This is a genomic window from Martinezella lusitana (genome assembly GCF_016901135.1).
GTDB lineage: Bacteria > Pseudomonadota > Alphaproteobacteria > Rhizobiales > Rhizobiaceae > Rhizobium > Rhizobium lusitanum_D.
Map to the genome: position 1 here is coordinate 490699 of NZ_JAFEVL010000075.1, position 24286 is coordinate 514984.

26 protein-coding genes are annotated in these 24286 nt (G+C 60.8%); 6 read left to right on the forward strand and 20 right to left on the reverse strand.

What is annotated here, in order from left to right:
- Nucleotides 1-367: 367 nt before the first annotated feature.
- From ftsH to ybgC, 10 genes are all read right to left on the reverse strand, one after another.
- The gene (gene ftsH / locus JTP94_RS34110) at nt 368-2311 is read right to left on the reverse strand and encodes an ATP-dependent zinc metalloprotease FtsH (RefSeq protein ID WP_204854748.1); all 1944 of its coding nucleotides are present in this window, start codon (nt 2309-2311) and stop codon (nt 368-370) included.
- 115 nt (nt 2312-2426) lie between these two features.
- Entirely contained in the window at nt 2427-3758 is a 1332-nt protein-coding gene (gene tilS, locus JTP94_RS34115; protein WP_204854749.1) for a tRNA lysidine(34) synthetase TilS, read from the reverse strand.
- Nucleotides 3759-3763: 5 nt separating this feature from the next.
- Nucleotides 3764-4771 (reverse strand): tol-pal system protein YbgF, encoded by a 1008-nt coding sequence (gene ybgF / locus JTP94_RS34120; protein WP_204854750.1) that lies wholly within the window; start codon nt 4769-4771, stop codon nt 3764-3766.
- 160 nt (nt 4772-4931) lie between these two features.
- On the reverse strand, nt 4932-5465 hold the full coding sequence (gene pal, locus JTP94_RS34125) for a peptidoglycan-associated lipoprotein Pal (protein ID WP_204854751.1): 534 nt from the start codon (nt 5463-5465) through the stop codon (nt 4932-4934).
- Nucleotides 5466-5616: 151 nt separating this feature from the next.
- Nucleotides 5617-6942: a Tol-Pal system beta propeller repeat protein TolB gene (gene tolB / locus JTP94_RS34130; RefSeq protein WP_409456653.1), complete on the reverse strand. Its 1326-nt coding sequence runs from the start codon at nt 6940-6942 to the stop codon at nt 5617-5619.
- Nucleotides 6942-7235: a TonB C-terminal domain-containing protein gene (locus JTP94_RS34135; RefSeq protein ID WP_246755446.1), complete on the reverse strand. Its 294-nt coding sequence runs from the start codon at nt 7233-7235 to the stop codon at nt 6942-6944. The genes tolB and JTP94_RS34135 overlap by 1 nt, the downstream gene beginning before the upstream one ends.
- A gap of 134 nt (nt 7236-7369) precedes the next feature.
- Nucleotides 7370-8602: a hypothetical protein gene (locus tag JTP94_RS34140; RefSeq protein WP_204854754.1), complete on the reverse strand. Its 1233-nt coding sequence runs from the start codon at nt 8600-8602 to the stop codon at nt 7370-7372.
- Between the two features lie 9 nt (nt 8603-8611).
- The gene (gene tolR / locus JTP94_RS34145; RefSeq protein WP_204854755.1) at nt 8612-9073 is read right to left on the reverse strand and encodes a protein TolR; all 462 of its coding nucleotides are present in this window, start codon (nt 9071-9073) and stop codon (nt 8612-8614) included.
- A 27-nt stretch (nt 9074-9100) separates the two neighbouring features.
- Nucleotides 9101-9823: a protein TolQ gene (gene tolQ, locus JTP94_RS34150; protein ID WP_034476136.1), complete on the reverse strand. Its 723-nt coding sequence runs from the start codon at nt 9821-9823 to the stop codon at nt 9101-9103.
- A gap of 415 nt (nt 9824-10238) precedes the next feature.
- Nucleotides 10239-10694: a tol-pal system-associated acyl-CoA thioesterase gene (gene ybgC / locus JTP94_RS34155; protein WP_034505394.1), complete on the reverse strand. Its 456-nt coding sequence runs from the start codon at nt 10692-10694 to the stop codon at nt 10239-10241.
- Between the two features lie 136 nt (nt 10695-10830).
- On the opposite strand from ybgC, the gene JTP94_RS34160 reads away from it, so the two are divergent.
- Genes JTP94_RS34160 through JTP94_RS34170 form a run of 3 tightly spaced genes read left to right on the forward strand, consistent with a single transcriptional unit; the run spans nt 10831 to nt 13843 of the window.
- Complete coding sequence (locus JTP94_RS34160) at nt 10831-12051, forward strand: NAD-dependent epimerase/dehydratase family protein (RefSeq protein ID WP_204854756.1); 1221 nt, start codon at nt 10831-10833, stop codon at nt 12049-12051.
- Nucleotides 12051-12914: a glycosyltransferase gene (locus JTP94_RS34165; RefSeq protein WP_246755460.1), complete on the forward strand. Its 864-nt coding sequence runs from the start codon at nt 12051-12053 to the stop codon at nt 12912-12914. The genes JTP94_RS34160 and JTP94_RS34165 overlap by 1 nt, the downstream gene beginning before the upstream one ends.
- The gene (locus JTP94_RS34170; RefSeq protein ID WP_204854758.1) at nt 12911-13843 is read left to right on the forward strand and encodes an NAD(P)-dependent oxidoreductase; all 933 of its coding nucleotides are present in this window, start codon (nt 12911-12913) and stop codon (nt 13841-13843) included. Before JTP94_RS34165 ends, JTP94_RS34170 begins: the two co-directional genes overlap by 4 nt.
- On the opposite strand, the gene JTP94_RS34175 is transcribed toward JTP94_RS34170, so the two are convergent.
- The 6 genes from JTP94_RS34175 to ruvC all read right to left on the reverse strand — a co-directional run bounded on the left by JTP94_RS34175 (nt 13812) and on the right by ruvC (nt 18191).
- A complete protein-coding gene (locus tag JTP94_RS34175) occupies nt 13812-14375 on the reverse strand; it encodes a DinB family protein (protein ID WP_204854759.1) in 564 nt (187 codons plus the stop codon). The two genes, JTP94_RS34170 and JTP94_RS34175, sit on opposite strands and share 32 nt — an antisense overlap.
- A gap of 13 nt (nt 14376-14388) precedes the next feature.
- Nucleotides 14389-14898, reverse strand: coding sequence for an NUDIX hydrolase (locus JTP94_RS34180; RefSeq protein ID WP_204854760.1), 510 nt, complete (start codon nt 14896-14898; stop codon nt 14389-14391).
- Between the two features lie 5 nt (nt 14899-14903).
- Nucleotides 14904-15806: a metallophosphoesterase gene (locus JTP94_RS34185; RefSeq protein WP_204854761.1), complete on the reverse strand. Its 903-nt coding sequence runs from the start codon at nt 15804-15806 to the stop codon at nt 14904-14906.
- The gene (gene ruvB, locus JTP94_RS34190; RefSeq protein WP_037196500.1) at nt 15807-16847 is read right to left on the reverse strand and encodes a Holliday junction branch migration DNA helicase RuvB; all 1041 of its coding nucleotides are present in this window, start codon (nt 16845-16847) and stop codon (nt 15807-15809) included.
- A 154-nt stretch (nt 16848-17001) separates the two neighbouring features.
- Complete coding sequence (gene ruvA / locus JTP94_RS34195) at nt 17002-17616, reverse strand: Holliday junction branch migration protein RuvA (RefSeq protein WP_204854762.1); 615 nt, start codon at nt 17614-17616, stop codon at nt 17002-17004.
- 47 nt (nt 17617-17663) lie between these two features.
- The gene (gene ruvC, locus JTP94_RS34200) at nt 17664-18191 is read right to left on the reverse strand and encodes a crossover junction endodeoxyribonuclease RuvC (protein WP_204854763.1); all 528 of its coding nucleotides are present in this window, start codon (nt 18189-18191) and stop codon (nt 17664-17666) included.
- Nucleotides 18192-18385: 194 nt separating this feature from the next.
- On the opposite strand from ruvC, the gene JTP94_RS34205 reads away from it, so the two are divergent.
- On the forward strand, nt 18386-19384 hold the full coding sequence (locus JTP94_RS34205) for an LLM class flavin-dependent oxidoreductase (RefSeq protein WP_204854764.1): 999 nt from the start codon (nt 18386-18388) through the stop codon (nt 19382-19384).
- 64 nt (nt 19385-19448) lie between these two features.
- Here the strand turns inward: JTP94_RS34205 and JTP94_RS34210 are convergent, their stop codons facing one another.
- The 3 genes from JTP94_RS34210 to JTP94_RS34220 form a co-directional block, all read right to left on the reverse strand.
- Nucleotides 19449-19886: a DoxX family protein gene (locus JTP94_RS34210; protein WP_204854765.1), complete on the reverse strand. Its 438-nt coding sequence runs from the start codon at nt 19884-19886 to the stop codon at nt 19449-19451.
- Nucleotides 19887-19988: 102 nt separating this feature from the next.
- Nucleotides 19989-20450 (reverse strand): tetratricopeptide repeat protein, encoded by a 462-nt coding sequence (locus JTP94_RS34215; RefSeq protein ID WP_204854766.1) that lies wholly within the window; start codon nt 20448-20450, stop codon nt 19989-19991.
- Nucleotides 20451-20472: 22 nt separating this feature from the next.
- The gene (locus tag JTP94_RS34220) at nt 20473-21447 is read right to left on the reverse strand and encodes an MBL fold metallo-hydrolase (RefSeq protein WP_204854767.1); all 975 of its coding nucleotides are present in this window, start codon (nt 21445-21447) and stop codon (nt 20473-20475) included.
- Between the two features lie 416 nt (nt 21448-21863).
- Here JTP94_RS34220 and JTP94_RS34225 point away from each other — a divergent pair, with 416 nt between their 5' ends.
- Both JTP94_RS34225 and JTP94_RS34230 read left to right on the forward strand, forming a co-directional pair.
- A complete protein-coding gene (locus tag JTP94_RS34225) occupies nt 21864-22571 on the forward strand; it encodes a sigma-70 family RNA polymerase sigma factor (protein ID WP_271025246.1) in 708 nt (235 codons plus the stop codon).
- Nucleotides 22568-23371 (forward strand): anti-sigma factor, encoded by an 804-nt coding sequence (locus JTP94_RS34230; RefSeq protein WP_204854768.1) that lies wholly within the window; start codon nt 22568-22570, stop codon nt 23369-23371. Before JTP94_RS34225 ends, JTP94_RS34230 begins: the two co-directional genes overlap by 4 nt.
- Nucleotides 23372-23429: 58 nt before the next feature.
- Here JTP94_RS34230 and JTP94_RS34235 read toward each other — a convergent pair whose 3' ends face one another.
- Nucleotides 23430-24176: a YebC/PmpR family DNA-binding transcriptional regulator gene (locus JTP94_RS34235; RefSeq protein ID WP_204854769.1), complete on the reverse strand. Its 747-nt coding sequence runs from the start codon at nt 24174-24176 to the stop codon at nt 23430-23432.
- Between the last annotated feature and the right edge of the window lie 110 nt (nt 24177-24286).

A 24286-nucleotide genomic window follows, 5' to 3' on the forward strand; every position in this document is an offset into this window, starting at 1 on the left:
TGTCGTTGCGGCATCCTATGAGATGCAGCGGCATCGAAATCGCTGCCCCGGATTCCGGAGACATGACGAGCATCGATGCTTGTGGCTCATGCCACAGATTGTAAAAATCGGCACTTAAATTACCGAGAACGGCTATTACAACGCGTTACCATTAATAAGCACTAAAAAACTGCATGGGCACGAGGCAGGCAATATTCCGATTCCGCGGATCAAGGCGCTTGCGTTACTTCGCCCGAATCTGCGGATTGTCATGCCGCTTCGCCAACGCTCAGTGCATTACCTCCTGTTACACGCCAAAAAACAAAAGGCCAGCTCCCTATTCGAGGTAGCTGGCCCTTCGTTTTTGCGGCTTGATGGTCTTGGTCCGTTAGCGCGGCTGCGGCTCGAAACCACCTTCGGGCTCATCGCCCTTGGTGCCGAGCGAGCCGTCCTTCTTCGCGCCGGTCTTCGGCACGGCCGAGCCGCGGCTCGGCGGAGTATCGTCACCAAGATCGCGAGCAGGCTTTTCGCCGCGGATGAGCCCCTTGATCTCTTCGCCGCTCAGCGTTTCGTATTCGAGCAGGCCTTCGGCGATTGCCACGAACCCGTCATGCTGTTCGGTGAGGATATCCTTGGCCTGATGATAGGCTTGGTCGATCAGGCGGCGCACCTCGTTGTCGATCGTCTGCGCGGTCGCTTCCGAGACGTTCTTCGACTGCGAGACGGAGTGGCCGAGGAAGACTTCCTGCTGGTTCTCGCCATAGGCGACCAGACCGAGCTCGTCGGAGAAGCCCCATTGGGTGACCATGGCGCGGGCAAGCTTGGTGGCCTGTTCGATATCGGAGGATGCACCTGACGTGATGTTTTCCTTGCCGAAGGTCAGCTCTTCCGCGACGCGGCCGCCCATCATGATGCAGAGGCGCGACACCATCCACTTGTAGCTCATCGAGTAGCGATCGCCCTCGGGGAGCTGCATGACCATGCCGAGCGCGCGGCCGCGCGGAATGATGGTCGCCTTGTGCAGCGGATCGGCGACGGCGACATAGAGCGCCGTGATCGCGTGACCGGCTTCGTGATAGGCGGTGAGCTTCTTTTCCGCTTCGGTCATGGCCGAAGAGCGGCGCTCGGCGCCCATCATGATCTTGTCCTTGGCGTCTTCGAACTCCTGCATCGTCACCAGCCGCTTGTTGCGACGGGCGGCCATCAGGGCAGCCTCGTTGACGAGGTTCATCAGATCCGCACCGGAGAAGCCGGGCGTACCGCGGGCAAGCGTCTTCAGATCGACGTTCGGAGCCAGCGGGACATTGCGGGCGTGAACCTTGAGGATACGCTCGCGTCCGACGATGTCCGGGTTCGGCACGACGACCTGACGGTCGAAACGGCCTGGACGCAGCAGCGCCGGATCGAGAACGTCGGGACGGTTGGTCGCGGCAATCAGGATGATACCCTCATTGGCCTCGAAGCCGTCCATCTCGACCAGCAGCTGGTTCAGCGTCTGCTCGCGCTCGTCGTTACCACCGCCGAGACCGGCGCCACGATGGCGGCCGACGGCGTCGATTTCGTCGATGAAGATGATGCAGGGCGCATTCTTCTTCGCCTGCTCGAACATGTCACGGACGCGGCTTGCGCCGACGCCCACGAACATTTCCACGAAGTCGGAACCGGAAATGGTGAAGAACGGCACGTTGGCTTCGCCGGCAATGGCGCGCGCCAGAAGCGTCTTACCTGTACCGGGAGGTCCCACAAGCAGAACGCCGCGCGGGATGCGGCCACCGAGACGCTGGAACTTCTGCGGATCGCGCAGGAATTCAACGATTTCCTCAAGATCCTGCTTGGCTTCATCGACACCGGCGACATCGTCGAAGGTGACGCGGCCATGCGCTTCCGTCAAAAGCTTTGCCTTCGACTTGCCGAAGCCCATCGCACCGCGCGAGCCACCCTGCATCTGCCGCATGAAGAACAGCCAGACGCCGAGGATCAGAAGCATCGGCAGCAGTGTGCCGAGATAGCTCAGGAAGCTCGAAGAGCCATCCGATTCTGGACGTCCAACGATGTTGACGTTCTTGTTTTGCAGGCGTTCAAGCAAGCTGTCATCCACGACCGGAGCGTAGGTCTGGAATGGTGTACCGTTTTCCACATAGCTGCCGACGACGCGATTGCCAGTGACGGTGACGTCACGAACGCGGCCGGAATCAACTTCCCGGAGGAACTGCGAATACGGAATTTCCCTGGAGCCTGTTTGTGCCGGCGCGTTCTGAAACATACTGAACAGGGCAATCAACAGCAGAGCTATGATTGCCCACAGAGCGAAATTACGAAAATTAGGGTTCATCGAACTCCCCAGCACTGAAACTTCCGCCGCAAAGCGACGGCATTACTTGGTCCCTAACATAGGGTTGCGCCAAGCCGTTGCCAAGGCAAACCGCGTCGGCGCATGTTTTTTCCGTCTATATGACTGAAAGCGGCAGCCGCCTATAGGCTTCACGACCAAAAGCGACTGAAAGCCGATCTGCGAATGTGAGATCGAATCGTGTCAAAAAGCGGTCGAACGGCGCAAGATAGGGCGAGATGGTGACGTCCGCTGCCATATTGGCCTTATCCGCCTCGATCTGAGGCATCGCGGCGCGGGCGCGCTGCACCGCCCCTCTCGGCAAATCCGTGGGAAGAAACGCCGCACCTTCCGCCCCGCAAGCTCGCACGTGGACGGGTGTCGGCCCCGGATTGACCACTTCGAAACGGCCATCCCAAATGCCCCTGGCGCCAGGCATAAGCGTCAGCGGCTCGATGTTGCGGCTTTCCCGCATGAGAAAGAGCGCATCGCGGCGCAGGTCGAAGACCACCCCGCCTGCCGTGCGTCTCCCAGGGTTTCCCGCATTCACGAAATTGAGAATGCGTTCCATTTGCCCGCGGCCAGGCCCATAGGCCTCGCCACCGAAAGCCGCCGCTAGGTAGGACAAGGCATAGACGACAACCGTTTCGTCTAAGGAAAAGGCCGCTCGGTCGATGACACAAAGCGCGTTCGCATGAATGGCGACGTGGTCGTCCAGCCACAAGGCTGCTTTTGCGGAAAGCGCGGCTCGATTTGCTCCACCATCCACAAAGAGAGCGGGGGTCGGATCCTGCGCGAGGCGCATACGCGTGCGCACGCGCTCGTACCGGCTATCCTCATTGCTGGGGTCGTCGAGCCAGGATACGCCATGCCTCTCGAGATAGGCGCGTATATCCCTCCGCCGGCAAGCCAGAAACGGTCTGGCGATCCAGATGCGACGATCAAACAGCACCGCGTCGGCAATGCCGGTGCCGATGCCATCCTCGCTCTCGCCTCGGCGCGCGGCGCGCATGGCAATCGTCTCGCGCTGATCATCCAAGGTATGAGCCGTAACGATCGCGTCGGCCGAGATTTCGGATGCCAGGTCGGCGAGCAGTCCGTAGCGCGCCTCGCGGGCAGCGGCCATGATGCCGCTCTTCGGCTTTTCGCCCTCCCAACGGCGCACGAAATGAGGAATGCCGAGAAAGGCACAGAGCGCGGCGACCTCTAGCGCTTCGTCCGTGGAGGCGGCGCGCAAGCCATGATCGATGGTCGCGGCGGCAAGGGTAATGTCGGAATGAGGAGAGGATTTCAGCTGCTCGGCAAGGGCGATCAGGAGACCAGTGGAATCGCTGCCGCCGGAAATGGCAACCAGGATATGAGCAGGCTTTGAAAGTGACCGGAGAAAATCGGATGCTGCGGCTTCAGGCGTAAGGGCTGTGGCAGCACCGGTCACAGCTTGACTAGGCATGGCGATCAGCAGGCGAGACGCTTTTCTTCGCTGGCAACCTTGCCCGAGACAGCCTTCGAAGCCTTGGGATAACGCTTGGTCACCTCACGAAGCGTGGCGCAAGCCGTGTCCTTGTTGTCGAGCGCGGCAAGCGACATGCCGAGCTTCAGGAGCATTTCTGGCGCCTTCTCCGAACCGCTGTACTTCTGATGCGCATTCAGAAACGTCTTGGCCGCGTCGTTGTACTTGCCCTGGGAATAGAGCGCTTCGCCGAGCCAGAAATTCGCATCCGCGGCCCGCGCGCTGCTCGGGTAGCTGTCGAGATACTGGCGGAACTCCTGTTCGGCGACGCTATAATCGCCGGACAGGACATGGCCGTAGGCAGCCTTATACTGATCGCCTTCATTGCCGAGCGAAGCCGTCTGCGCTCCGGAGCCCGCGCTTGGCGGCGCGCCCGAACCATTGTTCGACGGCGTCAGGGCAGAACCCACCTGTTTACCGCTCTGATCGAACTGGATCGAGCCGAGCTGGCTCGGCGGCTTGCCCGTACCACTCCCCTGCTGGGGCGACACGCCGTTGTTCCCGGAATCGCTGATGACCCCGGCAACGTCATCCTGCTGATTGCCGGCGCCCTGGGCTGGAACATCGGCCTCGCTCTTCTTCATCGGGGGATTGCCGGCCGTGGGCGCGCTGCCGCCGCGCTTCTCGAGCTGCTGGAAGCGGAACTCGTTGTCTTCCTGTGCCTTGCGAATCTGCTCCTGCATTTGCAGCAGCTGATAGCTCATCTCCTCGACGCGGCCGTTCAGTTGGCGCATCTGATCCTCAAGCTGCTGCAGGCGCACTTCCGCATCGCTGTTCTGGACATTGACGACAGGCGCCTGGCCTTGTCTCTGATAGGCGTTGTTCGGAGCCGACTGCGCAGAGGCGTCGCGGCCTCCGAGGTGGATTCCGAACAGCGACAAGGCAGAGGCGTCCCGCTCACTGCCTGCAACAGCAGCGAGACAAAGCAAGCTCGCCACGACAAGTCTTCTCATATGGATCTTCCTGTCTCATTGATTCTTCGGGCCATGGGGCTCGAACAGGAGATTTTTACAATTGCTCTCAAAAAGCAACGGAGTTCGGCCAAAGTGTGGTCAAAAAAGTAAAGGCGGCCACGAGGACCGCCTTTGCGCATTTCGACCGATGCTTTGCCTATCAGGAGCCAGCGCCGTTGAGCACGGTAACGGCGCGACGGTTCTGCGACCAGCAGGAGATGTCGTCGCAGGTCGCGACCGGACGTTCCTTGCCGTAGGAGATCGTCTTCATGCGCTGAGCCGGAACGCCGCGCGAAGCGAGATAGTCCTTGGTGGCAGCCGCACGGCGAGCGCCGAGCGCCAGGTTGTATTCGCGCGTGCCGCGTTCGTCGGCATGGCCTTCGACGGTGATCGAATAGTTCGGATAACGGGCAAGCCACTGAGCCTGACGATCGAGCGTCTGGCCGGCATCGGCGCGAACCGACGAGCTGTCGGTATCGAAGAAGATGCGGTCGCCGACATTGACGGTGAAATCCTGCGGCGAACCCGGAGCGGCATTGCCGGCACCATTCAGGCCAAGACCATTGGCATCATTCGGCAGGCCCTTCTTCGATGCACAGCCAGCCAAGGAAAGGCCGACGAAAAGCGCGATCAGGATCGGGTTGCGGGCGAGGTTTTGCATATGGCCAACGGCCGGGTTTGCGATGCGGCTCATTGCCGGTCTCTCCTTAGTCTCTATCAGGGTTGCCAGACTGTAACCGGGTTCGGTTAATCCGATTCCAACAAATATGGTTAATGCTGTCCTAAAATTGTCCCGAAACGGTCCACTCACAGGACTTTGCGGCGATAACGTGGCAAGCCCCTCGTTACTCGAGAAGCGGCGACCAGGCCGGGTCGGAAGCAAAGCCCGGGGTCGGGATCTTCTGCTCGTTATAACCTGTCAGATCAATGGAATAGAGTTGCGGACCGCTGGAGCCGGCCGGTTCGCGGAAGAACATGATGACACGGCCGTTCGGCGCCCAGGTCGGGCCCTCATTGTGGAAGCCGGTGGTCAACAGACGCTCGCTCGAACCGTCCGTCTTCATGACGCCGATCGAGAAGCTTCCGCCAGCCTGCTTGGTGAAGGCGATGAGATCGCCGCGCGGCGACCAGACCGGGGTGGAATAGGAGCCGTCGCCGAAGGAGATGCGGTGCTGGTTGGAACCGTCAGCATTCATCACGTAGATCTGCTGCTTGCCGCCGCGGTCGCTTTCAAAGGCGATCTGCGTGCCATCAGGCGAATAGGACGGCGAAGTGTCGATCGCAGCCGTCGACGTCAGACGTGTCGTGGTGCGTGAGCGCAGGTCCATCGTATAGATGTTGGCGTTGCCTTCCTGCTGCAGGCTCATGATCACGCGCTGCCCGTCCGGCGAGAAGCGCGGCGAGAAGGTCATGCCGGGGAAATTGCCGACCAGTTCGCGCTGGCCCGTCTGCAACTGCAGCAGGTAGACGCGCGGCTGCTGGTTGGCAAAGGACATGTAGGTGACTTCCTGCCGGTTCGGCGAGAAGCGCGGCGTCAGCACCAGGTCACTGCCATCGGTCAGCATGCGCACGTTGGCACCGTCCTGGTCCATGATGCCGAGCTGCGTCTTGCGGGCCGTCTTCGGGCCGCTTTCGGCAACGAAGACGACGCGGGTATCGAAATAGCCCTTCTCGCCGGTGATCTTCTCGTAAATCCCATCGGCGATGATATGGGCGACACGGCGCCAATTGTCCGGCTGGGCATAGAATTGCTGGCCGACCATTTGACTATTGCCAAACGTATCCCACAGACGGAACTCGGCCCGAAGGCGGCCACCTTCCTGCGTCACGCGGCCGGTCACCAGCGCTTGCGCGTTGATGGAAGTCCAGTCCGGGAAGCGCGGCGTCGAGTCCGGATTGCTGATCTTCTCGATGAAGGCCTGCTTGTTGATCGGCGCGAACAGACCCGAACGCTGCAGGTCGGCCGCAATCACGCCCGAAATCTGCGGGCCGAGGCTATCATTCGACAGCAGGTCGGTGATGGCGATCGGCATGGGCTGGACATTGCCCTTGTTGATGTTGAGCTCGACCACGGCATAGGCCGGAGTGGCGAGCGCTGTCATCAGGCCTGCCAGCACCAGCAGGAGACGGACGAAGGAGTTTCTGATCATATGTATCAAGCCTTTCAGCATTAAAGCCCAAGGTCGCCGGCATCGAAGTGAATTATCACTTCTTTCCAGGCGTCATATTTATCCATTGGCAGATTTTTGAACGGGGCGGATCTGAGCACAGCGCGCAGCGCGCTTGCCGCCACAGCTTGTTGGGTTTTCTCCGGACCACCCGTCATGACAACATTCGGCTTGCCAACGATCTGTCCGGCACGATCGAGCTCAAACCGGATTTGAACACGGACATTCTTGATGCCAGATATATCCGCCGGCGGCGGCCAATTTGCCGTGACACTCTTGCGGATATTCTCAATCATGGAATGCTCAAGCCGATCCTTGCCGGCAGCAGTTTCCGCGCATCGCGCAGACGCTGAGCCCGCCAGGGTAATCGCCAGGGCCACAAACAAGGACAGGCCGAAACGAGGACAGTGGAAACGCCGCACTCCCCGCATCACATCCCCAGGTCCGCTGCACTGAAATTGACGACGACTTCCTGCCAGTCGTCATACTTGTCCACCGGCAGGACCTTTAGATAGTCCGACTGCGCTCGCATCACCGCGCGCACAGCAGCGCTCTGCATCGCGGCCTGTGTCGAAGCAGGCCCACCGCTCGTCGTCGCATCCGGTTCCCCGACGATCTGGCCGGACTTGTCGAGCCTGAAATGCACCTTGATCCGCACGTCGCTCGCACCTTCCATGCCCGGCATGAGATTCCAGTATTTGGCAATCAGATCACGCAAACCGTCCTGCTGGCTCTGGCTAAGTTTGCCTGCGCCGAGCGATTTCATGCCGCCTCGCGAGGCAACTTGCGTATCGGCACCGGCCGAGGCCTGCTGGGACGAGCGCTTCGCACCACCCTTCGACGATGTATTGTTCAGAACGTCGGCGATCTGATCGGCAAGGCCGTCGTCAAGACCCTTGTTAGAGGCTTTAGCAGTCTCGCGCTTCTTGTCGCTGTCCTTCTTGCCGTCATCGGTAGACGTGGTCTTGCTCGTGCTCTGTGTCGTCGTCTTGTCCGTCGGCTTGGCGTCGGCCACCTTCACATCCGGCTTCGGCGCAGGCTTGACTTCGGGCTTCTGCTCGACGGTCTTAGGCGGCGTCGGCTGCGGCTTCACATCCGGCACGGGAACATTGTTTGGCAGCTGGATTTCCGCCTGCTGGGTGGGCTGTTCGGTCGGCGGCGGGGTCGGCGTCGCATCGGCCTTCGGCGGCGGCGGCGTAGGATCGGTCTTCGGCGGCGGAGTGGGCGTCACATCCGGCTTCTGCTGCGGAACGGCGGCCACTTCCTTGGGCGCAGCCTCCGTCTCCTTCTGCTCTATCGTCTTGACATCATTCGGCCGCGGATCGTTCTGCGGGACGGGCACGTCGACCTTCTTCGGCGCCAAGGCCGCGGTGTCGCTCTCCGGCCGCTGGGTCGGTACGACCGGGTTCTTGATATCGACGTTGTTCTCGCCGACATTCTGGGCGTTGGCGACCTGGTCCTGCTTCGTGGTCTGCTTCCGGGAGACGTGATCCGTCACCGGCGCCTTCTTCTCACCCTGCTGAAGCTGGTCAGCCTGCACGATGTCGACATCCATCGCCGTGCTTTCCGGCGTCTCCAGCGGTGCCGGCGCGCTAAGCGTCAGCATGGCGCCGATCAGCACCAGGATGTGAAAAACCGCAGATGTGACGAGGCTGCGTTTCATGGCGATCCGTCAGTGATCCGTTGTCTGCTGCTGCGTAACCAGGCCGATGTTCTTGTAACCGGCTTCCTGAATGCGTGACATGACGTCGGCGATCACGCCGTAGGGCGCCTTGCCGTCGCCACGCACGAAGATGCGCTCGTTGTAGCCGGTCGTCGCGATCGCCTGCAGCTTGGCGGCAATGTCTGCTGCCTGGATCTGCGTTTCCTGCAAGAAGACCTGGCCGTCGGCCTTGATCGAGATGGTGATGGGCTGGGTCTGCGCGTTCAGCGCGCCTGCCTGCGTCTGCGGCAGGTCGATCGGCACGCCCGATGTCATCATCGGTGCCGCCACCATGAAGATGATGAGCAGCACGAGCATGACGTCGACCAGCGGCGTCACGTTGATATCGGAAATCGGGCCGCTCCGGCTTCCGCCTCGACGACTGCCCCGGCGGCCACCGCCGCCACCCCTGCCTCCAACAGACATTGCCATATGAATTACTCCGGTTCTGTCCGTTACTTACTGCGCCGCCTGGCGCGGCTGCAGCTTCTCATCGATCTGGCGCGAAAGAATGGCGGAGAATTCATCCGCAAAGCCTTCCATGCGTCCCGAGAGCTTGCCGGCGTCGCCAGAGAACTTGTTATAGGCGATAACGGCGGGAATAGCCGCGACCAGACCGATGGCGGTCGCCAGCAGCGCTTCGGCGATACCGGGCGCGACAACCGCAAGATTGGTCGACTTCGAACCGGCAATGGCCTGGAACGAGGTCATAATACCGACGACCGTGCCGAACAGACCGATGAACGGACCGGCCGAACCGATGGTGGCCAGAGATCCTAGGCGGGCCATCAGATGTTCCGATTCACGCGCCAAGGTAACGTCCATCGCCCGGTCGATACGCATCTGCAGGCCGATCGGCGACCGCGCGCCGCGCTCGAACGATTTCTTCCATTCCCGCATCGCCGCGACGAAGATGGCGCTGAGACCCGTATTGTTGCGTTCCGAAAGCGTCCGGTAGAGCTCTTCGAGCGATTGGCCCGACCAGAAGACCTGCTCGAAATGATCGAACTGCCGGCGCGCTCGCGCGTAGCTCAGATACTTGTCGATGACGATTGCCCACGTCCACACGGATGCGGCCAGAAGGCCGATCATGACGAGCTTGACTACCAGGCCCGCCTGCATGAATAGCGACCAGAGGGTGATGTCCGGTGTGGTGGCCGCTGCCAATGCTACTTGTTCCATTGATCCAAAATCCCCGAATCCAAACGCCCGGCGCTAGACCGGGCGGCTAAAAGTGATCTCACAAGAAATGTTTGGCAGCCGCCGCTGAACGCCCTGGTCAAGCCTTCCAAGCTTACAACTGCCTTCTTGCCGTCAAATTTGGTCAAAGGAAGGCGTGCACCGCACAAACTCCGACTTAACTAGTAAGACACTATTATGGTTAAAAGAATGTTAGCGTCGAAACATGAAGGATTTAACGGCGGCGAAGGCTTATTCTAGCTCCTGGGAAGAAATGACCGGGCGAAACCGCCGGCAAACGCAGACAAATCTTGCGCGGCAAATTCCTTCACACAAAACTCAAGTTTTTGCAAGCACCCACAGGCAATGGTCATATCTTGCATGAAGCCGCTTGCCCGACGAGCCGTTGACCGCCTTGCTAGCCAGCGGATTGCGATGCCGAGAGCATCTGTGCCGCCAGCTTCTCCGGCAGCCGGCGCGGCCGCCCCTTCGCGTTGATCACGGCGATGATGACCTTGGCGGCGATCAGCAGCGTGTCGTCGCGGCGTATTTCCTGGGAGAGCACCATCTTGGCACCGCCGGCTTTCTCGGTGACGGTGCGAATCAGCAGCACGTCATCCATGCGGGCAGGCCCCTTGAAGTCGATCTCCATGCGGTGAACCACGAAAACAAGCCCTTCCTCGTCGGCACTCAAAAGCTCGCGCTGTTCCACGCCGAGACAGCGCAGATAGTCCGTGCGGCCGCGCTCGAGGAAATGCAGATACCGCGCATGATAGACGAGGCCGGAAAAATCCGTATCTTCGTAATAGACTCGCTGCACCAGCCGGTGGCTTCCGGCTTCCAGTTCCCCAGCTATCAGAAAGGGGCTGTTCATCGTTGCCGCATCTCCTTGAATGTCCGGCATCTCTTTGGCCGAAGTTCTGCCATCAAGCAAGCTTTGAACAATTGTCATAAACTCCGACTATCCGGAATGGTGCCGGCTAGCGGATCGGCGCAGAAGGAAACATCTCATGAAAATAGCGGTAATGGGTGGCGACGGATTCATCGGTTGGCCAACCTCGCTCCATCTCTCCGACGCCGGTCATGAGGTGCATATCCTCGACAATCTCTCCCGCCGATGGATCGACACGGAACTGGGCGTCCAGTCCCTGACGCCGATGGATTCGATCCAGGAACGCACCCGCATCTGGCACGCCGAAACCGGCCGCCGCATCCACTTCAACCTCATCGACCTCGCCAAGGACTACGAGCTCCTGAAGAAGTGGCTGGCCGAGCATCGCCCCGACGCGATCGTGCATTTCGCCGAGCAGCGCGCCGCGCCCTATTCGATGAAGAGCGACCGCCACAAGAACTACACGGTCAACAACAATGTCAGCGCCACGCACAATCTGCTGAACGCGCTGGTCGAGCTCAACCTCGACGCCCATCTCGTCCATCTCGGCACCATGGGCGTCTACGGCTATTCGACCGTTGGCGCCGCCATTCCCGAAGGCTATCTGCCTGTTGGCATCGATACAGCCGATGGCCGCACCGTCAGCCAGGAAATCCTTTACCCCGCCAATCCCGGCTCCATCTATCACATGACCAAGTGCCTCGATCAGCTCCTCTTCCAGTTCTACGCCAAGAACGATGGGCTCAGGATCACCGACCTGCATCAGGGCATCGTCTGGGGCACGCACACCGAACAGACGCGCCGTCACGAACAGTTGATCAACCGTTTCGACTATGACGGCGACTATGGCACCGTGCTCAACCGCTTCCTCATCCAGGCGGCGATCGGCTATCCCCTTACCGTACACGGCACCGGCGGCCAGACCCGTGCCTTCATTCATATCCAGGATTCGGTGCGCTGCATCGAGCTTGCGCTGAAGAACCCGCCGGCGCGGAGTACCCGCGTCGAGATCTTCAACCAGATGACGGAAACGCATCGCGTCCGCGATCTCGCCGAGATGATTGCCAAGATAAGCGGTGCCGACATCGTCCGCCTGCCCAACCCACGCAAGGAAGCCCCCGAGAACGACCTGATCGTCAAGAACGACAAGTTCCTCAATCTCGGGCTGGCCCCGATCACGCTCGAAGCCGGCCTGCTGAGCGAAATCGTCGATGTCGCCAAGAAATACGCCTATCGCGTCGATCGCTCGCGTGTCCCGGCCGTCTCCGCCTGGACCAAGGATATCGCGGCGACGGTCAACCATGATCCCGAGGGCAAGAGATTGAAGTCCGTCTCATGATGCCGGGAAGCGAAATGCTGCAGGGATTGCGCCCGCAGACCCGCCCGCGCTCCGGCCAAGCATTCGTGACCCTCGTCACGAATGCCGACTATGCCATGGGGGCTACCGCGCTGGCGCGTTCGATCGTTCGGACGTGCACGAAGGCCGATATCGTCGTGCTGCATACGGTAGGCGTCAACGAAGGCGATCTTGCCCCGCTAGCGGCACTCGATTGCCGGCTCGTCGAGGTCGAACACCTGCCCCTGTCCGACGCTTTCAACGCGCGTCATGCGCGCGGCAACCTTCATGCCGCCGCTCCCTTCACCAAGGGCCGCAAGCCCTCCTTTCACACGCCGCTCGACAATTTCTGCAAGCTGCGGCTCTGGCAGCTCATCGAATACGACACCTGCGTCTTCATCGACGCGGACGCCATCGTGCTGAGGAATGTCGACAGGCTTTTCGATTACCCTGAGTTTTCCGCCGCGCCGAATGTCTATGAAAGCCTGTCCGATTTTCATCGGCTAAACTCCGGCGTCTTCGTCGCCAAACCGTCGCTCGCGACGTTTCAGGACATGTTGCAGCGGCTCGATCGCACCGACGTCTTCTGGCGGCGCACCGACCAGACCTTTCTCGAGACATTCTTCCCGGATTGGCACGGCCTGCCGATCTTCATGAACATGCTGCAATATGTATGGTTCACCATGCCGGCGCTCTGGGACTGGAACAGCATTTCGATCCTGCATTACCAATATGAAAAGCCTTGGGAGGAGAGCCATCCGAAGGCCGAGCTGTTGCGACCGTTGATCGACTTGTGGCATGGCTTCCATAGCGGGCTGGACATGCCCGATATCGCGACGCTCGCAAATCCCAAAGAGGCTGCATGAAGGTTCTCATATCGGGCGGAACCGGTCTTGTCGGCCGCTACATCGCCGAGGAGCTGCTGGCGGCCGGATACAAGGTTGCTGTCGGCGGACGCAGCGCTCCGCAGGCAGGTCTCTTTCCCCATACCGTTTCCTTCGTTCCGCTGAGCCTAGACCCCGCTGAAGACCACAGCCATGCTTTCGACGATGCCTATTTCTTCGTGCATGCGGCTTTCAGCCACGTGCACGGCAAATATCGCGGCGGTGAAGGAGAAGACCACGAGGGGTTCCGTCGGCTCAATCTGGACGGCACGGTCAAGCTGTTCGAAACGGCGAGAAAGGCCGGCATTCGACGCTGCATCTTTCTATCATCCCGCGCTGTATACGGCGATCGAATTGCTGGAGAGGAGTTGACCGAGTCCAGCACGCCGATGCCGAACACGCTCTACGGCGAAGTGAAGCGCGATGCCGAGCATGCCCTGTTCTCCCTCTCCGCTCCCGGCTTTGCAACAGCGAGCCTGAGAGCGACCGGCGTCTATGGCGACCTGCGTCCGAACAAATGGGACGATCTGTTCGACGACTATCTGAACGGCAAGCCGGTTCCCTCCCGCGCCGGAACGGAAGTCCACGGCCGCGATCTCGGCCGCGCCGTGCGCCTGCTGCTGGAGACGGAGACGGCCCGCATCGACGGCGAGGCATTCAACCTGTCGGACATACTGACCGATACGCACGAGATCCTCGGGCACCTGAAGACGGCAACGGACTGCCCTCATCCTCTCCCCGCCCCGGCGCCCGAAGGTGTCGTCGGCGCCATGGATACGTCGAAGATCCGTGCCCTTGGATGGCAGAGCGGCGGAAAAGCATTGCTCCGGCAGACGATCGAGACTTTGGCGCAGGCAATGTGGCCGCTCCATGCCGCCATCAACGCATCAGCTTCGTCTCGTCCCAGCTGAGCAACGCCAATTCCGCACCCCTGAACCTCGCATCGTCGGCGACGATGAATTCATCGAGCTGCGGCGGTGCGACGCTGGTTCCGGACAGCATCGCATGCACCTGGCCGCGATGATGCGTCTGATGCTGGAGCAGATGGCTCAGCACATCGTCGGCCCGCTCCCGTTGGATGCGGTCACCACGGTGAATATCGACCGTCCGCATCGCCGTCTCCGGCGTCAGGCCTTCGCAAAGCACCACCAGCCGGCGATCGACATCCGCCTGCTGCCTGGACAAGTCTTCGAGCCTGTCGAACGGCTCTTCGACGTCGAAGGCCCGCAGCCCCAGAGTGCCGTCTTCCAGCGCATCGACATAGAACCAGTCGACCGTCAGGATGTGATTGAGGGTCGATTTGATCGACGGAAAGAAGCTTGTCCGCTTCGCCTCGAACTCGCCCGGCTGCAGCGCCGCGCAGGCGCGATGGAGCCGGACATTCGCCAGTGCATTGTTGTAGGCGAGCTTGCGAAAGACACGAACCGGATCGAAAGCGGGCATCGGATATCTCTCCCTAGGCCTTGTCGAGATCGCCGTCCCGCCAGACCAGATGACGCGGCGTCAGCGGCAGGTTCTCGATTTCCTCGGCAATGAAATAGGGCGGAATATCGAGCGCTACCAGCGCCTCCCGCGTTGCCCGCACCCATTTGAATTCGAGATCGTTATCGCCATCGCGGATGCGATGCACGATTTCGTCTGGAGCGAACGGGAAGCTGCCGGGTAGCTCCATCAGGTAATAGAGGCCGAGTTCGTGCCAGTCGCGCTGCTCGTAATGAAAGAAATTCTCCACAGACCAGAGAAGGCGTCCGACTGTCACATCGACGCCCAGCTCCTCGACCATTTCCCGTCGCAGGGTTTCTTCCGACGTCTCGCCGATCTCGGCACGACCGCCGGGAAAGGTCCAGAATGTCTCGTGCTCGGCCCGATGGACAAGCACATGCCCATCACGAAAGCCGAGGCCCGCCACGCGCATCTGGAATCGCGAGCGGCCCGCATTCAGTCTGATAAGCTTGCGTTTCGACACGATCTTCATCCCACATCGATCACGACGATTTCCGGCGGCACGCCGAAACGAACCGGAGCAATGGAGCAGCCGAGGCCGCCGGAAACGATGATATGACGCTCTTCCTCTGTGATATGGCCATAGACATATCTGTCGCCATACCGCGACGGCGTATAGGGCGACCAGCCGAAAATCCTCACCTGGCCGCCATGCGTATGTCCCGACAAAGTCAGCGACACACGCGACGGCACATTGGGAAAGATATCGGGCTCATGGGCAAGGAGGATCACGGGCGCGTCGTCGACAACCTGCGCCAAGGTGCCGCCAAGATCGTCGAGCCCCTTCGTATATGGGCGCCTCCAGCGCATGCTCCGGCGCAGGGCCAGCTGATCCTCGACGCCGGCAAGCCAGAACCCTTGCCCGTTCTTCTCCAGACGTGTGGAACGATTGGAATAGACCTCGATGCCGACGCTGGCCAAGGCCCGGTGGCTGAACGTCGGACCATGGCCGCTTCTCTGTGCGGCCGCGTCGTGCCACCAGTCGTGATTGCCTATGACGGCATGAACGCCGAGCGGCGCCTTGAGCTTGCCCAGCTCCGCCGCCCAGGCCTGATGATCGACGCGAGCAGTGATAAGATCGGTCCCTGACGTATAATCGCCGAGCAGGACGATGATGTCGCCGTCGAGCTCATTGGCGCGGGCGCAGATCGATGCAACGCGCTCGGCCGTCATCCACGGCTCGCAGGCGTGAAAATCGGCGAGCGCCACGATCCGCAGTTTGAGCCCCGGCGTCCATCGCGGTGGGGTCAACGCATAGCGGGTCACATTCAGGCGCACGACAGGCTCATATCCGAGGGCGTATCCCCCGAGTGCCATCAAACCGAATATGCTGCCGCCGAAAAGCTTCACAAAGGCGCGACGGCCGAGCATTCAATCTCCCTCCTGGAACAACCGGAACTGCGCGGCCTCCAGATCCTTGGGTGGCTGCATGCCGAGATGTTTCCAGGCGATCGCGGTCAAAACACGGCCGCGCGGTGTACGTTGTATGAAACCCTGCTGGATCATGTAGGGCTCGATGATATCTTCTATCGCATCGCGCGGCTCGGAGAGGCCGGCGGCAATGGTTTCGATGCCGACCGGCCCGCCACCGAAATTGACGGCAATCATGTTGAGATAGCGCTTGTCGAGCTGATCGAAGCCGACATTGTCAACGAGAAGCCGCGTCAGCGCCTCGTCGGCGATCTCCCGCGTCACTGCTTCGACCTTGGCCACTTCGGCAAAATCGCGCACGCGGCGCAGCAGGCGGCCGGCGATGCGCGGCGTTCCGCGCCCACGCCTTGCAATCTCGCGTGCCCCCTCGTCGGTCATGCCGAGCCCCATCAGTCTCGCGCCGCGCCGGACGATGAACTCAAGCTCCTCGACGGTGTAGAAACTCAGCCGGACCGGAATGCCGAAACGATCCCGCAGCGGCGTTGTCAGCAGACCGAGACGCGTGGTGGCGGCAACCAGCGTGAACTTGGCAAGATCGATCTTCACCGAGCGCGCGGCAGGGCCCTCGCCGATGATCAGGTCCAGCTGGAAGTCCTCCATGGCCGGATAGAGGATTTCCTCGACCGCCGGATTGAGGCGGTGGATCTCGTCGATGAAGAGCACGTCGCGCTCCTCGAGATTGGTGAGCAATGCTGCGAGATCACCCGCCTTGGCAATGACCGGGCCGGAGGTCGAACGGAAATTGACACCGAGCTCCTTCGCCATGATCTGTGCCAGCGTCGTCTTGCCGAGGCCGGGCGGGCCGACAAAAAGCACATGATCCAGCGCCTCGCCGCGCCCCTTGGCCGCCTCGATGAACACCTTCAGATTGGCGCGGGCTTCCGCCTGGCCGGTGAACTCGTCCAGCGATTGCGGCCTGAGCGTCGCATCGATGTCCTCGCCCCGCTTTTCCGGCGATATCAGGCGCGCGGCTTCACTCATGTCAGAAGTTCCATTCCCGGTATGCGTTTCGCTGCTCTTTCGCCGAAGACGGCATCAGGGCCTGCCGCATTCAAAATATTTCCCCGCGAAGGAGCGTCGCAAGTCGATCTCCTCACTTTGAGACAATAGTAAGGAATGCAGAAGGTGCAAAGCCTCACCGCGCCAATTCCTTCAAACCGAAGCGGATCAGCTTGGCACTGTCAGCACCTTCGCCGGCCACTTTCATCGCGGCCGCAACGGCATTGGCGGCCTGGTCGCGGGAATAGCCGAGATTGGTAAGCGCCGAAACAGCATCGGCAACGGGCGCCGCGGCGACCCCTTCGCCCAGCTCCTGCTTGAGCCCGATATTCGCCGCGTCGCCGGCAAAGGCCGGCGCCTTGTTCTTCAGCTCGGTCATGATACGCATCGCAACCTTCGGGCCGACGCCCGGCGCCCGCGAAACGGCGATGCGATCCTGCAGCGCGATCGCATTGGCAAGCTCGGCGGGCGTCAAGGTCGACAACAGTGCCAGTGCCACTTTTGCGCCCACGCCCTGCACTGTCTGCAGGATGTTGAACCACTCCCGCTCCAGCGCCGTCATGAAGCCGAAAAGCCGGATCTGGTCTTCGCGGACATAGGTCTCAATGAAGAGAATGCAGGCCTCGCCGACGGAACCGAGCTTCGACAACGTGCGGGCCGAGCAATAGGCGACATAGCAGACGCCGTGCACGTCCACGAGCACATAGTCCTCGCCGAGCTCTTCGATTGTGCCTTTCAGCTTGCCGATCATGAATGGTGTCCGTCAGGGATGGGTTTAGCGAACAGGATTGAATGCGGTCACGAAGCCTTGGCAGTAGTCACCAGCGCCGCCTGCCGCAGCCGGTTGGTGCCGCGATTGTGGGCGTGGCAAATGGCAATGGCGAGTGCATCGGCGGCGTCGTTGCCCTTGAACTCGACCTTGGGCATCAGGATCCTCAACATCATATGGATCTGCTGCTTCTCGCCATGCCCCACACCGATCACGGCCTTTTTGACCGCGTTCGGCGCATATTCGGACACCGGCAGGCCGGCGCGCGCCGGCACCAGCATGACGACGCCGCGCGCCTGCCCGAGCTTCAGCGTCGCCACCGCATCCTTGTTGACGAAGGTCTGCTCGACGGCAGCTTCATCCGGCTTGTAGCTATGAACGATCTCCGCAAGGCCATCGTGAAGCTGGCAAAGGCGAGAGGCGAGATCCATGTCGGCGTCCGAGGTCACCGTTCCCGATGCCACGAAACGCAGGGAATTGCCAAGTATATCGATGACCCCCCAGCCGGTGCGGCGCAGGCCCGGATCGATACCGATGATGCGAATCGTGTTTTGCATGGCTCAACCTATCTTTCAGGCCAAAGATGTGCCAGCAAAATGTGAACAAAACAAAAACAAGCCACAGATTGCCGGCGGTTCTCGCCACGCTGAAAGCATCGTGACGAAATCGGGGCGGCAGGGTTTGGAATGACGCGCCGGCGCTCCTACATGGTGGAAACACATCCTCCCTTTCACCACGCAGGTTTCTTGCCATGGTTCCCTTTTCCATTCTCGATCTTTCGCCCGTTGCCGAAGGCAGCACCATCCGCCAGTCCTTCGACGGTTCGAAGCGCATGGCGCAGAAGGCGGAGGAGCTCGGTTACAACAGGTTCTGGCTGGCCGAGCACCACGGCATGCCGGGCGTCGCCAGTGCCGCGACGGCGGTCGTCATCGGCCATGTCGGCGCGGCAACCTCGCGCATCCGCATCGGCTCTGGCGGCGTCATGCTGCCGAACCATTCCCCGCTCGTCATTGCCGAGCAATTCGGCACGCTGGAAGCCCTGTTTCCCGGCCGTGTCGATCTGGGCCTCGGCCGCGCGCCGGGCACCGACATGCGCACGGCGCAGGCCCTACGCCGCAATATCGATGCCGGCGCGCAAAGCTTCCCCAACGACATCGTCGAGCTGCAGCATCTGTTCAGCCCGGCCGACGAGAACCAGATCATCCTCGCCGTTCCCGGCCATGGCGCCAACGTGCCGATCTGGCTGCTCGGCTCCAGCCTCTACAGCGCCCACCTCGCCGCCATGCTCGGCCTTCCCTATGCCTTCGCCTCGCATTTCGCGCCGGAAGCCCTGCTTGACGCGGTCGCCATCTATCGCGAGCGTTTCACGCCATCGGCAACACTCGACAAGCCCTATGTCATGGTCGGCGTCATGGGCTCGACGGCAGATACGGATGAGGAGGCGCAATACCATTTCAGCTCGGCACAGCAGCAATTCGTCAACCTGCGTCGTAACGTGCGCGGCCCCTTCCCTCGCCCGCGCAAGGACATGGACGATTTCTGGACGCCGAGGGAAAAGCTGAATGTGGAAAACACGCTACGCTATGCCGTGGTCGGCTCTCCTGCGACGGCAGAGGCCAAACTCTCGCAATTCATCAGGGATACCGAGGCAGACGAGGTGATCATTTCGATGCCGATCCACGATATCGAGGCGCGATTGAGATCGGTTGAGCTGTTCGCTACGCTTCCGAGCTTCAAGAAGGTGTCCTGACTTTCGAGTGCGAACAATCCGGTGAGCCGATCTCCTATGAGCGGCTCACCGGCGATCGACGAGGTCAGGATACGAGCCTCGTCTTCCAGTGGCGTCTGATCAACATATCCAATGACAGCTTGCCGGCGCCGGCGACGATCAGCACGAACATTCCACCCGAGATCGCCAGGTCCTTTTCGAAGTGCAGGAGTTCATTGTGGCTGGCGAAGTTCGTGTGAAACAGTAGCGCCGTCAGCAAGCAGAACAGGCCGAGGCCGAATGCCGCCAATCGGGTCGTGAATCCGATCGCAATGGCAAGGCCTGCAGCAAGCTGCACGGCGATGGTTGCAGTCGCGATGGGTGCGGCAACGCCGAGCTTTGCCATGGCCTCCAATGCATTATCGAAATGGCTGGCGAGTTCGATACTCTCTTCCAGAAAGAGTAACGACAGCAGCATGCGGCCGAACAGCAGTGCCATGTCTGCCATATTGACGAGAGCGGCACTCTCCTCTTCGAATTCCATGGATTTCCTCCTTCACAGCAATATCCGGGCGGTTTCCGCTCTCGGCGGCATTTCCACGACTTGGTCGAATGGAAATGCCGCCGGGTCAGTTGAGGCGGAGCTCTAGTTGCTTGCCTTGGCGGCGATCGCCTTGGTCAGATCTTCCAGCTCCTCGCAACCGCCGGGGCAAAGTTTGGTGAGTGTGGCAAGCTGTTCGCGAGCCTTGGGCATGTCGCCGGTTTCGACATAGAGTTCGCCGAGATATTCATGCGCGCCCTTGTGATCCGGCTGTAGCTCCAGCGCCTTGGTGTAGTAGGTCAGCGACGTCCGGTAGTCGCCGGTCTTGCGCAGGGTAAAGCCCATCAGATTGTAGACATCGGCCTGCTGATACTCCTCGGCGATATCGCGAAGTTCGGCAAGCGCGCCGGCATAATCCTTCGCATCGATCTTGGCATGCACCGACGTCAGATCCGGCGCGTCGGTGGCCTCCATATTGTCGACGGCGAAGGCGACGCCGGCCGTTGCGGCGGGAATGACGATCACGGCGCACAGGCCGGCAATTCCGATAATGGCATGTTTCAACATGGCCTTGCTCCTTCTTGGCCGCTCAGGCCTGGATGGTGGGGGTGAATCCGTAGGCGTTGCCGTCCTTGACGAAGGTACCGGAGCCCGGGAACGGAAAATGCGAGCCGCAGATCCTGATCTTGTCTGCAATGACGCGGTCGATCAGCTTGCGGCGTGTGCCGACGGCCATCGGGCCGTCCTGGTCGTAGGCTCCCTGCCATTCGGGATGGGGGGCGAGCAGCGCCGGCACGTACATGATGTCGGCCGAGACCATCAGCTGCTCGTTGCCGCCATCGATGAGGAAGACCGAGTGACCGGGGGTATGGCCAGGTGCGGCCATGATGCGCACGCCCGGCGCAACCTCGGCGCCGTCATCGACCAGTCGCCAGTTCTTCCACTTCGGAAAGACGGAAGCGATGCGCCTGCCGGCCTCCTTGCGCCCCTCCGCCAGCTTGTCGACGCGGCCGGGATCGGTCCACCAGTTGTACTCGGTCGCATTGACCACAAGCTCGGCATTGGCGAATACAGGCGCATTCGTCCCCTTTTCCATCAGGCCCCAGACATGGTCCGGATGGAAATGCGAGATCATGATCGTGTCGATCTTCCTGTAGTCGATGCCGGCGGCGGCCATGTTGGCCGGAAGATGCGTGGCATTGGTCTGCCATTGTCCGACGCCGGAGCCGGCATCCATCATGATCTTCCGGCCGCCAATATCGAGAACGACGACGGTCAGCGGAATGGGCATGAATTCCGTCGTCAGGCCGGCCTTGGAAAGCGCCTCCTTGGTGTCATCGACGGAGGCGTTCTTGATGAAGGCCGGATCGTGGGGCTTGCGCCAGATGCCGTCATAGACGGCCGTGACGTCGATCGAACCGACCTTGTATTTGTAGAAGCCCGTCGTCGGCTCCAGCGGGGTCGCGGCAAAGGCTTGCGGAATGAATTCGAGCTTCGACGACAGTCCAAAGGCTGCCGCGGCGGCGGCCGTTCCGAGCACGGCACGGCGGGTCATGTCAAACATCGCGATATCTCCTCAGGGTTATGGCTTTGGGGCCAGGCGGAGGACGCTTGCAGATTGCCGCCCCCACTGAGGAGAAAGATCAGCGACTGCGGGCACTTATTCCCCACAGCACGAAAGATTCATTCAAATAATTGAAATTAATTGGCTATTTTAGCTCGATGCCGGAAGCCCGGATCACAATCCACTGGGTGCCGTGCGCCTGGGTGCACCGTCTTCGACTTTTTCGCATCCGATTGGGAATAAAACCCGAGCGAGTGCGATCTACGTCTTTAGGCAAGATTGCAAGCGCCGGACCCGAGGCTTACAGTCAACGTCGGCGTTTCGCGGGGACCATGATGACAGACGCCCAGATTATAAGCGCGATTTGGTTCGACCGCCGGTTTCACGCCGTGAACTGGAGTCGGCTGCAAACAAGCGTGACGCGCAGCCTCGAGCGGCTTCTCGCCCGGTTGGTTGGCCCGTTTGCCGGACCGAACGCGCACGGAACTAAGGAGGCTAGCTACCCCAGCCTCATGGTAGTGGCCGAACCAGGCGCAAATGCCGAACCGCGCCTGCATACAATCTCATCGTCGGACGAAACCATGCGCCGCTTCCAGCGCACGATCGTTCCGCATCTGGATGCCGCCTATAATTTCGCGCGCTTCTTGAGCAGGGATGCCGATGCCGCCCAGGATATCGTGCAGGAGGCATTCCTGCGCGCCTATCGCGGCTTTGGCGGCTTTCGCAATGGCGATGCCCGGGCCTGGACATTCACCATCGTCCGCAACTGCTATCACGCCTGGTTGCAGGAAGGGCGGCGCAAGACCTATTACGAGCAGCCGATGACCGACGGCGATGACTCAGCGGAGGACCCGCGGTCGTCCGATCCCGCTTCCGAAGACGATACTCCCGAGGCAGCGTTAATCCGCAAGGCGGAAACGCTACGAGTGCGCCAGGTCATCAACATGCTGCCCGATGCCATGCGCGAAGTCCTCGTCCTGCGCGAGCTCGAGGATCTTTCCTATAAGGAGATTGCCGAAATCATCGATGCGCCGATCGGCACCGTCATGTCGCGCCTTGCCCGCGCTCGCCGCGATTTCGGCGAGGTCTGGCGCAGCCTCGACGAGAAAGGGGCGGCGCGATGAGCGAGAGGGAACAAAGTGATCATGGCGAATGGGCCGACCTGCTGCACGGCTTCATCGACGGTGAACTCGATCCGACCAACCTCGCACGCTTCGAGGCACATCTCGCGACGTGCGAGGAATGCACCCACGAGATGGAAGAGGCTCTCATGGTAAAACGCCTTACCGGCCGCCAAGGGGTGAAGTGGCGAGCACCTGACGCCGTCCACGCCCGCATCCAGACTGCGCTGGCGCTGGAACAGGTCATGGTGGCACGCGCCATGACGGCAACGATCCAAACGGAAAACCCGTGGCATCGCTTCTGGCGGTTCGTCCGGCAATGGAGTTTCATACCGTCGCTCGCCGTGCTGGCAGCCAGCCTCATACTGGTCTTGAACATGCCGCAGCAGAGCCAAACGATCGAAGATCAGCTTCTTGCGAGCCACGTGCGCTCGATGCTCGCCGATCACCTGACCGACGTGCTGACCTCGGATCAGCACACCGTCAAGCCATGGTTCAGCGGCAAGATCGATTTCTCTCCGCCGGTAGTCGATCTGGCGGCACAGGGGTTTCCCCTCGTCGGCGGCCGGGTGGATTATCTGAACGGTCGGGTCGTCGCGGCGCTGATCTACCACCGGCACGGCCATATCATCAATCTCTTCATCTGGCCCAGCGCGGCCGCCACCCGCAGCAGTGCCGAGAAGGAAGGCTACAATTTCGCCGAATGGTATGCGGACGGACTGGTGTTCTGGGCGGTATCCGATGTTAGCGCCCCCGACCTTTCTGCCTTTCGAGACGATTTTTCACGCGCCACCGCCCCGTGAGGCAAACAAAAAGCCGGCCACATCGCTGCAGCCGGCTTCTTTCAATCAATCACATTGATCAGGCCGAGAGCTTGGCCATCACTTCTTCGGAGACTTCGAAGTTCGAATAGACGTTCTGGACGTCATCGTCGTCCTCGAGGCTATCGATGAGCTTCATCAACGACACTGCCTTTTCTTCATCGACCGGCACGTTGTTCTGCGCGCGCCAGATTATCTTGACCGTTTCGGCCTCGCCGAGCGTCGCTTCGAGCGCCTTGGCAACTTCGTTCATCGCTTCGAAGCCGCAGATGATCGTGTGGCCCTCTTCGTCGCTCTCGACATCATCGGCGCCGGCTTCGATCGCCGCTTCCATCACCTTGTCGGCATTGCCGACGGTCGGCTTGTAGGTGATTTCGCCAACATGATCGAAGGAGAAGGAGACCGAACCGGTTTCGCCTAGAACACCGCCGGCCTTGGTGAAGATCGAACGGACGTTCGAAGCCGTACGGTTGCGATTGTCGGTCAACGCCTCGACAATGATCGCCGTGCCGCCGGGGCCGTAGCCCTCGTAGCGGACTGCATCGTAGTTTTCGCCGTCATTGCCGGCCGCCTTCTTGATGGCGCGGTCGATATTGTCCTTCGGCATCGACTGGGCCTTAGCGTTCTGGATCGCCAGGCGCAGGCTCGCGTTCATGGTAGGGTCAGGCAGACCCGCCTTGGCGGCGACGGTGATTTCACGCGCCAGCTTCGAGAACATTTTCGAACGCACAGAGTCCTGGCGACCCTTGCGATGCATGATGTTTTTAAACTGTGAATGGCCAGCCATGGCACCCCTGTTCACGTCTTTTGTTGGGAATGGGCGGCGTTATAAGAGCGAAGCGGCTTTCATTCAAGCAAAAAGCCGGATTTTGGGCAGTCAGTGCTCACAAAACCGCA

Excerpts from the sequence above, each read along its gene's own strand:
- ftsH (WP_204854748.1), bottom strand. The coding sequence starts at position 2,311 with ATGAACCCTAATTTTCGTAATTTCGCTCTGTGGGCAATCATAGCTCTG.
- tilS (WP_204854749.1), bottom strand. The coding sequence starts at position 3,758 with ATGCCTAGTCAAGCTGTGACCGGTGCTGCCACAGCCCTTACGCCTGAA.
- ybgF (WP_204854750.1), bottom strand. The coding sequence starts at position 4,771 with ATGAGAAGACTTGTCGTGGCGAGCTTGCTTTGTCTCGCTGCTGTTGCA.
- pal (WP_204854751.1), bottom strand. The coding sequence starts at position 5,465 with ATGAGCCGCATCGCAAACCCGGCCGTTGGCCATATGCAAAACCTCGCC.
- tolB (WP_409456653.1), bottom strand. The coding sequence starts at position 6,942 with ATGCTGAAAGGCTTGATACATATGATCAGAAACTCCTTCGTCCGTCTC.
- JTP94_RS34135 (WP_246755446.1), bottom strand. The coding sequence starts at position 7,235 with ATGATTGAGAATATCCGCAAGAGTGTCACGGCAAATTGGCCGCCGCCG.
- JTP94_RS34140 (WP_204854754.1), bottom strand. The coding sequence starts at position 8,602 with ATGAAACGCAGCCTCGTCACATCTGCGGTTTTTCACATCCTGGTGCTG.
- tolR (WP_204854755.1), bottom strand. The coding sequence starts at position 9,073 with ATGGCAATGTCTGTTGGAGGCAGGGGTGGCGGCGGTGGCCGCCGGGGC.
- tolQ (WP_034476136.1), bottom strand. The coding sequence starts at position 9,823 with ATGGAACAAGTAGCATTGGCAGCGGCCACCACACCGGACATCACCCTC.
- ybgC (WP_034505394.1), bottom strand. The coding sequence starts at position 10,694 with ATGAACAGCCCCTTTCTGATAGCTGGGGAACTGGAAGCCGGAAGCCAC.
- JTP94_RS34160 (WP_204854756.1), top strand. The coding sequence starts at position 10,831 with ATGAAAATAGCGGTAATGGGTGGCGACGGATTCATCGGTTGGCCAACC.
- JTP94_RS34165 (WP_246755460.1), top strand. The coding sequence starts at position 12,051 with ATGCCGGGAAGCGAAATGCTGCAGGGATTGCGCCCGCAGACCCGCCCG.
- JTP94_RS34170 (WP_204854758.1), top strand. The coding sequence starts at position 12,911 with ATGAAGGTTCTCATATCGGGCGGAACCGGTCTTGTCGGCCGCTACATC.
- JTP94_RS34175 (WP_204854759.1), bottom strand. The coding sequence starts at position 14,375 with ATGCCCGCTTTCGATCCGGTTCGTGTCTTTCGCAAGCTCGCCTACAAC.
- JTP94_RS34185 (WP_204854761.1), bottom strand. The coding sequence starts at position 15,806 with ATGCTCGGCCGTCGCGCCTTTGTGAAGCTTTTCGGCGGCAGCATATTC.
- ruvB (WP_037196500.1), bottom strand. The coding sequence starts at position 16,847 with ATGAGTGAAGCCGCGCGCCTGATATCGCCGGAAAAGCGGGGCGAGGAC.
- ruvA (WP_204854762.1), bottom strand. The coding sequence starts at position 17,616 with ATGATCGGCAAGCTGAAAGGCACAATCGAAGAGCTCGGCGAGGACTAT.
- ruvC (WP_204854763.1), bottom strand. The coding sequence starts at position 18,191 with ATGCAAAACACGATTCGCATCATCGGTATCGATCCGGGCCTGCGCCGC.
- JTP94_RS34205 (WP_204854764.1), top strand. The coding sequence starts at position 18,386 with ATGGTTCCCTTTTCCATTCTCGATCTTTCGCCCGTTGCCGAAGGCAGC.
- JTP94_RS34210 (WP_204854765.1), bottom strand. The coding sequence starts at position 19,886 with ATGGAATTCGAAGAGGAGAGTGCCGCTCTCGTCAATATGGCAGACATG.
- JTP94_RS34215 (WP_204854766.1), bottom strand. The coding sequence starts at position 20,450 with ATGTTGAAACATGCCATTATCGGAATTGCCGGCCTGTGCGCCGTGATC.
- JTP94_RS34220 (WP_204854767.1), bottom strand. The coding sequence starts at position 21,447 with ATGTTTGACATGACCCGCCGTGCCGTGCTCGGAACGGCCGCCGCCGCG.
- JTP94_RS34230 (WP_204854768.1), top strand. The coding sequence starts at position 22,568 with ATGAGCGAGAGGGAACAAAGTGATCATGGCGAATGGGCCGACCTGCTG.
- JTP94_RS34235 (WP_204854769.1), bottom strand. The coding sequence starts at position 24,176 with ATGGCTGGCCATTCACAGTTTAAAAACATCATGCATCGCAAGGGTCGC.